The sequence below is a fragment of the Shewanella sp. 0m-6 genome (assembly GCF_052977325.1).
Genome location: NZ_JBRIMD010000028.1, coordinates 41992 through 54900, shown reverse-complemented (window position 1 = coordinate 54900; position 12909 = coordinate 41992). Strand labels below are relative to the sequence as shown.

Here is a 12909-nt window from a genome sequence, read left to right as displayed (position 1 = left end):
AGGTTCTAGGTTCTAGGTTCTAGGTTCTAGGTTCTAGGTTCTAGGTTCTAGGTTCTAGGTTCTAGGTTCTAGGTTCTGCATACCAAACAACACCAAGCTGGCTCTTTATAATCTTTCGTTTTCCGCTGCCGTTGATTCTCTGTCTATTCAGCTTTTGTTTTACCATCTTGCCTTTGCGGCCTTTGCCGTCTCAGCTTGTATCGTCTCAGCTATTCTCGACTTATCACCTGCTCTTTCGGCTTTATCTTCTTTAGAATCTAGAGCACTCGTAAACTCGCTGCGAGGACGCTTCGCGGCTAGAGCGGGCTTCGCCCTGCTATACAATCAAAAGACGGCATTGTGTTTTTTATGTAGGTTGGGCTTTAGCCCATCAAAGGTGACGGCATAAATGCCGACCTACTTTAGAACAAGGACCTAGATCCTAGGACGCTTCGCTGCGAGGACGGGCTACGCCCTACTAGGAACAGCAAAGTCCCATCTTTGCCGTTTCTTAGCTTTTCCGTCTCTGCTCGCACCGTCTCAGCCTTTCCGGCCTTTCCCGTCTTCGCTTTTCCTAGGACCTAGAACCTTCTCAGCCTTTAACCTGCTTTTACCGTCTTTGACTTTCCTAGGACCTAGATCCTAGGACCTTCTTGCCTTAATCATCTCTAAACTGGTATCGAGCATACGGTTAGCAAAACCCCACTCGTTATCACACCAGAGTAATAGCTTCACCAAATGACCATCGCTGACTCGGGTCTGCGTGCCATCGACAATGCTTGAACGTGGGTCGTGGTTAAAGTCACACGATACTAACGGCTCATTGGTAAATCCGACCACGCCAGAATATGAACCTTCAGTTGCTTGTTTAAGCACTCGGTTCACGGTTTCGATATCGACGCGCTTATTGAGCGTAACGGAAAGGTCGATTGCGGTGACGTTAATGGTCGGCACGCGTACAGAGATAGCTTCAAACTTATATTTCATGTGCGGCAAAATACGCTCAATACCCCGAGCAAGTTTAGTATCGACAGGGATGATTGATTGACCAGCGGCGCGGGTTCTACGTAAATCGTCATGATAGGCATCGATCACTTGCTGATCATTCATTGCCGAATGGATAGTGGTAATCGCACCACTTTTAACTTCAAAATGCTTATCGAGCACGTCGATCACCGGTACGATACAGTTAGTCGTGCATGATGCATTCGACACTATGGTATGTTCGGCTTTGAGTAAATCTTGGTTAACACCATAAACAATGGTGGCGTCGACATCGCTAGATGACGGGTTACTGATTAGAACTTGCTTAGCACCCGCTTTTATATGCGCTTCACATTGCACTCTGTCATTAAGCACGCCCGTCGCTTCATAAACAATATCAATATCCAGTTCTTTCCAGGGCAGATTTTCAGGATTAGGTTCATGCAGCAATTTAATGGCGTCGTCACCAATAATCATATGCTGATTATCAAGTGACACTTGGGTGTGGAAGCGCCCGTGGGTGGTGTCGTACTGAGTTAAATGAAGCATCGCTTCAGGTTTGGCCAACTCATTAATCGCCACTATCTGAATGCGGTCACGTTTGGCAGATTCATACACTGCACGAAGAATTGAACGACCGATACGGCCATAACCATTGATAGCGACTCTGATCATGTAAGCTTTCTATTTCCTTTAACAGCTTAATTATTGATACGACAACGGCCTACCTCAATAGGTAAGCCGTTGTATCATAAATGCTTAAAGTAAAAAATACGTAAACAATTATTCTGTATCATAGAGCAAATTATTGATGCAATACACTGATTAATCTTTCGACTCGCGCCTAGGTTAACCGCCCATTGCATCATTAGCTCTGACACGTTAGCTGATTATAGTCCGTTAACGGTTGCTACAACGTTTTCAACAGTAAAGCCAAAGTACTTCAACAAGTCGCCACCAGGAGCAGACTCACCGAAGGTGCTCATGCCCACAACTGCGCCGCCAAAGCCAACATACTTGTGCCAGAAATCAACGTGAGCCGCTTCAATCGCAACACGCTTAGTCACAGAGGCTGGTAGTACAGACTCTTTATAAGCCGCATCTTGCTTATCGAACTCGTTAGTTGACGGCATAGACACAACGCGAACCTTTTGGCCTTGCTCAGTCAGTACTTTTGCAGAATCTAGTGCTAGCTGAACTTCAGAGCCAGTAGCAATAAGGATTAGGTCTGGCGTACCAGCGCAATCACTTAGTACATAACCACCTTTAACAACGTTTGCTAACTGCTCAGCGCTACGTGCTTGAGCTGGTAGGTTTTGACGGCTGAAGATTAGCGATGTTGGCGCGTTACGGCGCTCGATTGCATTCTTCCAAGAAACCGCAGTTTCAGCCGCATCACATGGACGCCATACCGTCATGTTTGGTGTCATACGTAGGTTTGCAAGCTGTTCAACTGGCTGGTGAGTTGGACCATCTTCACCTTGACCGATAGAGTCATGGGTATAAACGAAGATGTTCTGAATGCCCATCAATGCAGACATACGTACAGCGTTACGTGCGTATTCCATAAACATCATGAACGTTGCGCCGTAGTTGATGAAACCACCGTGTAGAGAAGCACCGTTCATGATACCGCTCATGCCGAATTCACGTACACCGTAATAGATGTAGTTACCGGCTGGATCGTCTTGAATACCTTTAGAGCCTGACCAAAGCGTTAGGTTAGAACCGGCTAGATCTGCAGAGCCACCTAGCATTTCAGGTAGGATAGCGCCAAATGCACCAATAGCATTTTGTGATGCTTTACGGCTAGCAATGCCTTCTGCTTTATCTTGACACTCTTGAACGAAAGCTTGTGCTTTTTCTTCAAAGTCAGCAGGTAGGTCGCCAGAAATAACACGACGCTTGTATTCAGCCGCCAATTCTGGGAATGCTGCTTCATATGCTGCGAACTTATCGTTCCAGTTAGCTTCGTTAGCTTGACCCGCTTCTTTAGCATCCCAACCCGCGTAAACGTTTTCTGGGATTTCAAATGCACCGTGGTTCCAGCCAAGGAATTCACGAGCCGCTGCGATTTCAGCATCACCTAGTGGTGCGCCGTGACAGTCGTGGCTGCCAGACTTGTTTGGTGAACCAAAACCGATAGTCGTTTTACAGCAGATCATGGTTGGCTTGTCTGTAACAGACTTAGCTTCTTCGATAGCTGCGCGGATTGCGTCGCTGTCGTGTCCGTCTACGTTTGCAATAACATGCCAGCCGTAAGACTCAAAACGCTTAGGCGTATCGTCAGTGAACCAGCCTTCTACGTGACCATCGATAGAGATACCGTTGTCATCCCAGAACGCGACTAGCTTGCCCAAACCTAATGTGCCGGCTAGTGAACATGCTTCATGAGAGATACCTTCCATCAAACAGCCATCACCTAGGAAGCAGTATGTGAAGTGATCAACGATGTCATGACCTGGCTGGTTGAACTGTGCAGCCAGTGTCTTTTCAGCAATCGCCATACCCACAGCGTTGCTGATACCAGCGCCTAGTGGGCCCGTTGTCGTTTCAACACCGGGTGTGTAACCGTATTCTGGGTGACCTGGTGTTTTAGAGTGAAGCTGACGGAAGTTTTTCAACTCTTCGATAGGTAATGCATAACCTGTAAGGTGCAGCAAAGAGTAAATAAGCATAGAGCCGTGGCCGTTAGAAAGGATAAAGCGGTCACGATCAACCCAGTCTGGGTTGTTTGGGTTGTGCTTTAGGAAATCGTTCCATAGCACTTCAGCAATATCAGCCATCCCCATTGGTGCACCTGGGTGACCAGAATTGGCTTTTTGAACAGCATCCATGGTCAATGCGCGGATTGCGTTTGCGAGTTCTTTACGAGATGACATGCTCTCTCCTGCTTCGTTTTGAGGTATTGAGGCTTAGATTGAGAAAAGGGCCACAAATTTGTATTTGCTTTTCCCTTCCCTACAGCAAATTTTGGAGCCATATTTTCGCCTACTCGCCAGTAGGACGCAAATTTAATTCACCCAGAATGAAAAATATTGGCACTTTTAAGTGAGATGAATGAAGCTTGAGCAAATTAATGCCATCAAATAATAGCTTTTTTCTATTTCAGCGGTGAGTTTTTGGCAAAAATGGGCAAATTATTGATCATTCCTAAATCAGAACGCTGCGCATAAAACAGTAAAAATCACCTTTACTTACATAGATCTAATGTAAATCAAAAACCCTATTAAATATCCATCTAGCAAATAAAATGCGCGCGTGACTGCACAAAATTTAGTGAAAGGGGTGTCATCAACTCTGTTTTACACTAGAATAGCCGTCTAGATGTAGATACTTCTACACATTCAAATTGTTTAAAGACGAGATTTTCCATCATGGCAAAGCACTTGTTTACCTCTGAGTCGGTCTCAGAAGGTCATCCAGATAAAATCGCCGATCAGATTTCTGATGCGGTACTAGACGCAATTTTGGCGCAAGATCCAAAAGCTCGTGTAGCATGCGAAACTTATGTCAAAACTGGCATGGTTATGGTTGGCGGCGAAGTTACCACTTCAGCTTGGGTTGATATCGAAGAGATCACCCGTAAGACTGTACGTGACATTGGCTACACTCACTCAGATATGGGTTTTGATGCCGACTCTTGCGCTATCCTAAACGTAATTGGTAAGCAGTCTCCAGACATCAACCAAGGTGTTGACCGTGCTGACCCTAAAGAGCAAGGTGCTGGTGACCAAGGTTTAATGTTTGGCTATGCCAACAACGAAACCGACGTACTCATGCCTGCGCCTATTACTTATTCGCACAAGCTAGTTAAGCGTCAGTCTGAAGTACGTAAAGACAAGACACTTCCATGGTTACGTCCTGATGCGAAAAGTCAGGTTACTTTTGCTTATAACTCAGATGGCAGCATTGCTGGTATCGATGCAGTTGTTCTATCTACGCAGCACAGCGAAGATGTGACTCAAGCAGACCTCATTGAAGGTGTAATGGAAACCATCATCAAGCCAGTATTACCGGCTAAGTGGTTATCTAAAGACACTAAATACTTCATCAACCCAACTGGCCGTTTCGTTATCGGTGGTCCAGTAGGTGATTGTGGTCTAACGGGTCGTAAGATCATCGTTGACACATACGGTGGTATGGCTCGTCACGGTGGTGGTGCTTTCTCTGGTAAAGACCCATCAAAAGTTGACCGTAGTGCAGCATACGCAGCACGTTACGTTGCTAAGAACATCGTTGCAGCAGGTCTTGCAGACCGTTGTGAGCTTCAAGTGTCTTACGCTATTGGTGTTGCAGAGCCAACGTCAATCAGCATCGAAACATTTGGCACTGCTAAAGTTGGCGAAGAGCTATTGATTGACCTAGTACGTCGTCACTTCGACCTACGCCCATACGGTCTAACAGAGATGTTAAACCTAGCTCGCCCAATCTACCAAGCGACGGCTGCATATGGTCACTTTGGTCGTAACGAGTTCCCATGGGAAGCTACTGACAAAGTTGACGCACTACGCGCTGACGCAGGTCTTTAATCGTTATCGATTAAATCGGCGTTGCTGGTTCAACGCCAATGAAAAACCGCCACTTGGCGGTTTTTTTATGTCTGGAACATTTATGCCGATTTACCATGGATGACTTTTTCAAAATAGTAAATCGTCGTTGTGTCTGGAACATTTATGACGATTTGCCAAGGATGATTTCTAGCTTGGTTAGATATATGGAACCAAGTAAATAACTTTATCTATTGTGGTTCCAACTGCCTGCGGCAAGCTTATGTGCAGATACTGCTTAGGCTCGCTACAAGCACGTCCCTGTGAGCTCAACGAAAACATCCCTGTTTTCGATGGCCTAATCCGCATCTACACTAGGTTTCAGACGCAACCATTTCGCTCCTTAGTACTGATTAAGAATAATTCGATTATTCCAGTCATCTACAACTAGCTGTAACTCCACTTTGGTGCGACAATTTAACTTTCAGAAATAGACTCAAAACCATTTTGTTTATGACAACGGCAATGAATACAAAGCTGCAATTAACTTGGTTAGCGCCTGATGAGCGTATCGAGGTGAAGAAGTTCTACCGCCAGCATATGCCTTACGCACGCTTGTTGCAGAAAGAGTCTATCTGCGTGTTAACGCAAACTAACTCTAGCCTTGATAATTATGGGGGAATCACTTCCTCCAAGATAGTCGCTAGTGCGCGTATTCGGCCTATTGGTCAGTTAGCAATTTTAACCGGCATGTTGGTGCACCCAGATTTTCGCGGCCAAGGTGTGGGTCATCAATTGATGGATGAACTTGCATCCGTTATCAATAACGACAAGACCTATATTTTTGCCTTAGCGCATTTAGAAGGGTTTTACGCGAAACATGGGTTTAGCGCTGTGTCATCAGCGCCGAATGATATTCAGCAGTTGTTTCTCAAATATCAGAGTTCTGATAAGGAACTTGTTTTAATGGGTATTGTTCCCACAGACTAGTGGGGATGAGGCCTTACGGCCTTTGACGCAATCAAGCTACGCTTGATAAACATCGTGGCGCTTCGCCCACACCAGATTTTTAAGGCATCAGGCTGCGCCTGACCAAAGTCGTGAGCTTCCAGCTCACACACGGCCAAGAAGGGATCTACAGCAATCCGCTCAAAAAAAATTTGACATTATTGCCCACCACCATGTTTAACACATTGTTATTATTCGAGTTGCAATCAATAATACCGTCACCCTTTTACCTCTACCATACGTAAAAGGTACTTAGCTATATTAAACTTTAAGCTCAAATGGTACATAGATGAACACTGTTGATAAAGGCGATAAGCTAGAAAAAACTATCTTCGATATCTTCTCCGATGATATTGAAAATGATCGATTTTGGGCGCGTAAAGAGTGCTGCAAAATATTCACTAAAAAAGGTTATTACTCTAAAGATCGAGAAAAAAACATTACCTTCGACGTGTCTATTGAAATCTACCAGCCTGGGCAGAAAGAATACTCCGTATTAGTGTTGATTGAATGCAAGAATTACAATCACCGAGTGCCTGTTGATGATGTAGAAGAGTTTTATGCCAAAGCCCAACAGATTTCAGGAGCAAATATTAAAGGCATCATAGCCTCAACTAACTCATACCAAGACGGAGCTTTCAAATTTGCGAGGTCTAAAGGTATAGGCTTGTTGCGGTACTTCAATCCAGATAAACGTGAATGGATATTAAATCGTTCACCATCTCTCATAAAGGGCAGAAGCGAAAGCGTTACAGAGCGATTAACTGTATCAGAAGGCTTACTTGAACAAGAATATAAAAGCAAAGGCTTCGATTTCTACTGCTACTCGAGCGGGACTTATACAACTTCAACTCATCAATTAATATCTAACCTCATTTTGCAAAATGAACCTAAAGAGCATCAAAATATTGATACTCGCATTAAAACCATTCCCCCAAAAAAACACTCACTCGTAAAATACCTTGAAGTTGAAGTCATAGAGGATCTGTGCGCAGATGTACTAAAAGGTATTAAGTATTTTTCCGGACCAGTATCCGTAGAAGATCTACAACGATATGCTTTCGAACAGCATACTGTGAAAGTTAAGTTGGGTGTAAGCTTAGAGCTTGGTGTCCTAGGATGTGTAAACTTTGAAGATGGTGTTATAAATATTGACAACAAGCAATGTGAAACTGAATCAAGGACTAGATTTACAGTCGCCCATGAACTAGGGCACCTATTCCTCAAACACTCTGAGTTTATGGTTGGTGAAAACTGCTTAGACTCCCACCTTGTCAGTGTGGATCGTACCGATATTATATTAAAGGATGTCATTCGGATGGAGTGGCAAGCTAACCAATTTGCAGCATGTCTTCTATTGCCAAGGCGAGCATTTATTAAAGCTTTTCTAGCAGAAACTGAAAAGCGAGGAATTGTAGATCGTGGGTTTGGTTTACTATTTGTTGACGGACAAAGTTGCAATGTATCTGCTATGAACTCTATTTCAGTGTCATTAATGAAACGATTTAACGTATCAAAAACTGTTGTCATTATTCGCATGAAGCAATTACGTATTTTGCGTGAATCTGCAGCATGATTTTCAAATAAAAGAAATATGAGTATTCTCTACTAGCTTCTACGCTGAATAGCCATTTCTTGAAGAAACCAAATGAATCTTCAAGCTCACAGAAAACGCCAATTCCCCATCGGAGTTGCCGAAGTGCGTTGGAATAAATCGCGTGATACCGACATGGATGTCGGCGTAGCTTTCGCGGGGCAGGATGCCCCATCGGAAGCGTTAGCGATTTATCCATAAGCATGAGGATCAACAACTTCGTAGGGGCGGCTCGGGTGATGCAAGAGGGGGAAGCTGTTGTCCCCCTTTTGCCCGAGTGTGAGCTGGAAGCTCACGACCTTTATCAAGCGAAGCTTGATTGCTCTACTCTGCTGCGGTCGAAGCGCCGCGACGTTAATTGTTAGATGAAGTCTAACTTAGAAGTCAGGCGCAGCCTGATAGATTTATCAAACTAAGTTTGATTGCTTCAAGCTATAAAGCGTAAAGTCAGCCGCAACCTGACACAACCATTATTGGTTTGCCAAAACCTCTTCCAGCTTAAGCCCTGTTAAATCTCGAATCGTGCGCCATAAATAATAAAAGGTGCCCATCATCATCAACATCGATGGCACGGCAATCATTGGGTAACTGTATAAGCTCAATTGCCCCAGCTGTTCATTGAACTCAGGGGTCCCAGTAGGGCTGGTGACTATCCATTTGGCCAATATGTAATTCATGGTGGCCGAGAACGCAAACGAGCCGGCAACAAAATAGGTGGCTGTCATGAGTCGCTTTTCAAACGCCGCCATACAATTGTTCTGTTGTAAGCGCTTCATGATCTTATCTACGTCCATCACCGCTGGATTAAAGACCAGGACTTTAATTAGTGGCTTAGAAGTAAAAGTCGAAATAAGCACTGCAATGCCGATAGCGGCTGGAATCGCGGCTTCTTTAATTGCCAACCATTTAAGGTCAAGCTCCAGTAAACCAATGCCGCCGGTTAACATCACATTGGCTAAGCCAAGCAGAGCAATAAAATTAAACTTTTTATACTTTATTCGCTCAAATATGCCCCACCCTAGCGGAAAGCTTAACGCCAACATTAATCCACCACTCGCCCCGAGCTGATCATCACCACTTAGCTTCATTAGAATAAAAGCGGGGATGACGATACTCACTAACAGGTCAACCATAGGCCGAGGTTTATGTGTCGATGTACTACTCATATGTTGTTTTCCAGCCGAAGCATGAAGCTTCGAAAAAATTTAAAGATAAACCAGCGCTGCTTCTATGATCTTAGACTAGCCACTTTATGATGCCAGCATTGATACTAAACCGCGTACAGGGGCGTAAAAATACCTTTTTCTACCTCAGGTGTCACTCTTGTTCAAACATAACTGAGACTCAGCATGTTAGCCGCTACAATGTCTGAAACTGTACAAAAGAAAGTTGGCGACTCTTCTATGCCGAATAACCATTCCGTTGAGCAAACTCCAATCGCCATAAAAAACAGCTGTTATCTATGGCGATTATCGACATGGATTGGAAACTATTTATAAAAAGAGCGTAAACAGAGGAAGCCGTTGCCCCGCTTTATAGAGTGTGAACAAGAGGCTGACACTCTCTATCAACAATGATCAAAATGTGCGTTTTCCATGCACATAAACTCAACTTGTTGCATCGACAAGACTGGCGGTTGTAGAACCTGTATCGACTCTGGATTAATGTCATCTAAACTCGCGACTTCATCAATCGCATTGCCGTAAGAGTTAGTTCGACCACAATAGATAAAATGCTTGTGCCAACGCACTAAGTACGCAGTTTGTGTTTTACCTTCAAAGGTTAATTCTGCTTCTAGCGCATGACACTCTTGGCCTTGGGCCGTTAATACCGCAACCACCAACTTAAGGTTATCAAACCCAGATAAGTTTAATGTTAGATACGGAGAGAAAATGGCTGCTACTGATTCAGATAACATAAAAATCCTTAAAAAAAGCTTTCGCTGGTTGGCAATACAAGCAAGTAATAATCACGGCCATCATAACTAATATAATCGACAACTTGCATACCGCCTTTACGAGTATGTGCGGCAAACGAGCCTGCGTTGTCTTCTGCGATAAAGGTCAACATATAAGGCAGTTCATTAGCGACCAGTTTTTTAATATAGCTCACAAGTGCTTCAAATATGCCCTGACCGCGATGACGACTATCAATCCATATTGGCCCATATTGACAGCAGTTCTTCTCGGTGAGTTTTGCGCGCTCATAATCAAGACGAGGTAAACGATTTAGCAAGTTACGATAGATAGGCCATTGCTTGAAGAAAGACCATCGCCCCGCAATAACATAACCGACTATAGCACCTTCAACTTCAGCCACAACCACCCAATGCTGATCCACCAATGTCGTTAAATCGGCCTGCGTGAACGATTGCCCCTCAAGTGAATTGTCGCGCTTATCGGCAACAAGCTCATCTTGTAAGTGTTCTTGCTCCAGTGCAACTAAGGTTGCGATATCGGCGGTTTTTGCACGTCTTATATTCATCTCTGTCTTCTACACTCAATCTTGGTTTTGTTGGAGTAAAAACACTAATTAACTAGCAATTATAACTGAATAATCGTGAGGGTCGTTAGGCTTCAAACTATCGTTATTTTTTAAGGAAGTGCATAAAACTGTAAATCCTTAACCAAAGTGACCAGGTGAGCATTACTTAGCCAGATACAGATCAGGTTTTTACATATTTAACATTCAAATAACCCAGCAAAGCCCGTATAGTTATTTGGCGATATAAGCTTGATAAAAGCCTGTCTAGGCCTCCATAACAATAAGCGAGCTCACTCATGTTAGCGCAAAAAATCAATCATAACATTTGGATTAGGGAACAGGATCATCCTGCTATTAGCTTGCCGAGATGGCAACAACAAGTAGACTTAATTAACGACCTTTATCAATCTGAAGCCACTGTTATTCTTCAGTCTAATGGTGATAGAGGCCAAATAACATGTAGCAGTCCCCAGCAGACAGGTAACGCCTTTGCCGCTGGCGATATGCTCCAAAGAGAAGGGCTTATTGATGCCATTTGCGAAACAGTCAGCTACGGGTTAGTGCCATTTGAACCCGCTAAGCTCGGTGGCAGCTTTGCTGTTTTTAACACATTACTCGCTATCAAGCTCACTTGGCCTGATGGCAGACTATTTGGTTGCCTTGTGATCTGTAACCCCGCCAGTGATAAAATCAGTGCGACCTCTGCAGCGGTCTGCGAAACGGTAAAAGCACTTATTCAAGGTGAATTGAAGCAGATGTATATGATGGAGCAGCTGCAGAGAATGTCGGTTCAGGACGAATTTACCTGTATGCTCAATCCTTACGGTTTTAATTTAATGGCTCCTAGGCAGTTAAGCTTGAGTCGCCGCTTTGGCTCTCATGCCGGGATTATTATTCTAGAAGATGTCCCCTCTTCCCAACATCAGAAATACACCGAGACACAACGTATTCGAATTATGGCTAGGGTTATTTCAGAAAGCATGCGTGAAGCTGATATATCGGCGCGAATTCAAAACCAGCAATTTATTATTCTCGCCTTTGTTGATAACGAGTCTAACTTAGACAGTTTAATCGCCCGTTTGCGCAAACGACTCAGCAAGGAAGCACCGGAAATTAATCTTGTCACAGGCAAATGCTTTTTTACCCCAGACACTCAATTAACGTTAATTCCGATGCAGGAGCAAGCGACTGCAGATCTTGAAAGAAATCGGGGTTAATAGAAGATCCTAGGTCCTAGGTCCTAGGTCCTAGAAAATGCTAAGACGGTAAAAGCTGAAAGGCAAAGACAAAAAAGAGCCGGAAAGACCACATAGACGCTTGTGTAGGTCGGCATTTATGCCGTCATCTGTGATGGGCTAAAGCCCAACCTACATAAAAAACACAATGCCCTCTTTTGATTGTATAGCAGGACGAAGTCCGCTCTAGCCGCGACTTTACGAGTGTTCTTGGCTCCTGGCTCTTTAAAGCATTTTTGTAGGTCGGCATTTATGCCGTCATCTGTGATGGGCTAAAGCCCAACCTACATAAAAAACACAATGCCCTCTTCTGATTGTATAGCAGGACGAAGTCCGCTCTAGCCGCGAAGCGTCCTCGCAGCGAGTTTCGAGCGCTCTAGGTTCTAGGTTCTAGGTTCTAGGTTCAAAGTTAAACCGCTATTGTTGATTTTGCTTTTGTGCCCACTCTAAAAATAGTGCGATAGGAAACGGCGACATCATCACCATTCCTAACCCTGACAAACTCGCAATAATAACCATGCCTTCAACTTGTTGTGACATATTGGACATAAAATAGATACCAAGTGCACACAACAGCATGCTTAACCCTATCCAATGGAATATTTTTAGGGTTTTAATTACACTTTTTTGCACTGCCAACCGCCTTTTATTATCGATTTTAGACTAATATATTCACAAGATATTGATATTAACCACTTTGGATCAAGAACATGATAAAACAATCCTTAATCGTAGCAAGTTTGCTATTGGGTTTAGCAGCTTGTCAATCAACGCCTCAAACTCAAGTAGAGGATTTAGCCATTGAAGGTACATGGCACATTGAGTCAGCACAAGGTCAGCCTGTCATCGATTATAGCCCTGCAGAACTGATTTTTGATGCCGAAGGTAATCTAACCGGTAACAACAGTTGTAATAACTTTTTCGGTGGTTATGTACTATCTGGTCAATCACTGCAATTACAACCCGCTGGTAGCACAATGAAAGCCTGTGTCGATGCTTTGATGGCGCAAGAGCAACGTGTAATGCAAGCGATGCCTAAAGTCACTCAAGCTGAAATGGCAAAAGGTAAGTTAGTGTTAAAAGATGCTGATGACAATACAGTTATGGTACTCAGTAAAAAGTAAGACTCATTTTA

Annotated in this window: 11 protein-coding genes; 5 read left to right on the top strand and 6 right to left on the bottom strand. The window is 43.9% G+C overall.

The features are described from left to right. Positions 1-621: 621 nt before the first annotated feature. Both epd and tkt read right to left on the bottom strand, forming a co-directional pair. Positions 622-1638: an erythrose-4-phosphate dehydrogenase gene (epd, locus tag ACVBJC_RS17290; RefSeq protein WP_447162156.1), complete on the bottom strand. Its 1017-nt coding sequence runs from the start codon at positions 1636-1638 to the stop codon at positions 622-624. Positions 1639-1853: 215 nt separating this feature from the next. Further along, positions 1854-3845 (bottom strand): transketolase, encoded by a 1992-nt coding sequence (gene tkt / locus ACVBJC_RS17285; protein ID WP_447162157.1) that lies wholly within the window; start codon positions 3843-3845, stop codon positions 1854-1856. Between the two features lie 495 nt (positions 3846-4340). Between tkt and metK the strand changes: the two genes are divergently transcribed. The 3 genes from metK to ACVBJC_RS17270 all read left to right on the top strand — a co-directional run bounded on the left by metK (position 4341) and on the right by ACVBJC_RS17270 (position 8037). After that, positions 4341-5495 carry a methionine adenosyltransferase gene (gene metK, locus ACVBJC_RS17280; RefSeq protein ID WP_447162158.1) on the top strand — a complete coding sequence of 385 codons (1155 nt, stop codon included), beginning with the start codon at positions 4341-4343 and terminating at the stop codon, positions 5493-5495. Positions 5496-5978: 483 nt separating this feature from the next. After that, a complete protein-coding gene (locus tag ACVBJC_RS17275; RefSeq protein ID WP_447162159.1) occupies positions 5979-6443 on the top strand; it encodes a GNAT family N-acetyltransferase in 465 nt (154 codons plus the stop codon). Positions 6444-6750: 307 nt separating this feature from the next. Further along, complete coding sequence (locus tag ACVBJC_RS17270; protein ID WP_447162160.1) at positions 6751-8037, top strand: ImmA/IrrE family metallo-endopeptidase; 1287 nt, start codon at positions 6751-6753, stop codon at positions 8035-8037. 488 nt (positions 8038-8525) lie between these two features. On the opposite strand, the gene ACVBJC_RS17265 is transcribed toward ACVBJC_RS17270, so the two are convergent. The 3 genes from ACVBJC_RS17265 to ACVBJC_RS17255 all read right to left on the bottom strand — a co-directional run bounded on the left by ACVBJC_RS17265 (position 8526) and on the right by ACVBJC_RS17255 (position 10539). Then, complete coding sequence (locus tag ACVBJC_RS17265) at positions 8526-9221, bottom strand: VC0807 family protein (RefSeq protein WP_447162161.1); 696 nt, start codon at positions 9219-9221, stop codon at positions 8526-8528. A 401-nt stretch (positions 9222-9622) separates the two neighbouring features. Continuing rightward, positions 9623-9973, bottom strand: coding sequence for a hypothetical protein (locus ACVBJC_RS17260; protein WP_447162162.1), 351 nt, complete (start codon positions 9971-9973; stop codon positions 9623-9625). An 8-nt stretch (positions 9974-9981) separates the two neighbouring features. Beyond that, positions 9982-10539 (bottom strand): N-acetyltransferase family protein, encoded by a 558-nt coding sequence (locus tag ACVBJC_RS17255; protein ID WP_447162163.1) that lies wholly within the window; start codon positions 10537-10539, stop codon positions 9982-9984. A gap of 296 nt (positions 10540-10835) precedes the next feature. Between ACVBJC_RS17255 and ACVBJC_RS17250 the strand changes: the two genes are divergently transcribed. After that, entirely contained in the window at positions 10836-11756 is a 921-nt protein-coding gene (locus tag ACVBJC_RS17250; RefSeq protein ID WP_447162164.1) for a GGDEF domain-containing protein, read from the top strand. Positions 11757-12191: 435 nt separating this feature from the next. Here the strand turns inward: ACVBJC_RS17250 and ACVBJC_RS17245 are convergent, their stop codons facing one another. Continuing rightward, complete coding sequence (locus ACVBJC_RS17245; RefSeq protein WP_447162165.1) at positions 12192-12407, bottom strand: hypothetical protein; 216 nt, start codon at positions 12405-12407, stop codon at positions 12192-12194. 77 nt (positions 12408-12484) lie between these two features. On the opposite strand from ACVBJC_RS17245, the gene ACVBJC_RS17240 reads away from it, so the two are divergent. Then, a complete protein-coding gene (locus ACVBJC_RS17240; RefSeq protein WP_447162166.1) occupies positions 12485-12898 on the top strand; it encodes an META domain-containing protein in 414 nt (137 codons plus the stop codon). Positions 12899-12909: the final 11 nt, after the last annotated feature.

What these genes read in the sequence shown, in the direction of transcription:
- epd (WP_447162156.1), bottom strand. Translation starts at nt 1,638, where the DNA reads ATGATCAGAGTCGCTATCAATGGTTATGGCCGTATCGGTCGTTCAATT.
- tkt (WP_447162157.1), bottom strand. Translation starts at nt 3,845, where the DNA reads ATGTCATCTCGTAAAGAACTCGCAAACGCAATCCGCGCATTGACCATG.
- metK (WP_447162158.1), top strand. Translation starts at nt 4,341, where the DNA reads ATGGCAAAGCACTTGTTTACCTCTGAGTCGGTCTCAGAAGGTCATCCA.
- ACVBJC_RS17275 (WP_447162159.1), top strand. Translation starts at nt 5,979, where the DNA reads ATGAATACAAAGCTGCAATTAACTTGGTTAGCGCCTGATGAGCGTATC.
- ACVBJC_RS17270 (WP_447162160.1), top strand. Translation starts at nt 6,751, where the DNA reads ATGAACACTGTTGATAAAGGCGATAAGCTAGAAAAAACTATCTTCGAT.
- ACVBJC_RS17265 (WP_447162161.1), bottom strand. Translation starts at nt 9,221, where the DNA reads ATGAGTAGTACATCGACACATAAACCTCGGCCTATGGTTGACCTGTTA.
- ACVBJC_RS17260 (WP_447162162.1), bottom strand. Translation starts at nt 9,973, where the DNA reads ATGTTATCTGAATCAGTAGCAGCCATTTTCTCTCCGTATCTAACATTA.
- ACVBJC_RS17255 (WP_447162163.1), bottom strand. Translation starts at nt 10,539, where the DNA reads ATGAATATAAGACGTGCAAAAACCGCCGATATCGCAACCTTAGTTGCA.
- ACVBJC_RS17250 (WP_447162164.1), top strand. Translation starts at nt 10,836, where the DNA reads ATGTTAGCGCAAAAAATCAATCATAACATTTGGATTAGGGAACAGGAT.
- ACVBJC_RS17240 (WP_447162166.1), top strand. Translation starts at nt 12,485, where the DNA reads ATGATAAAACAATCCTTAATCGTAGCAAGTTTGCTATTGGGTTTAGCA.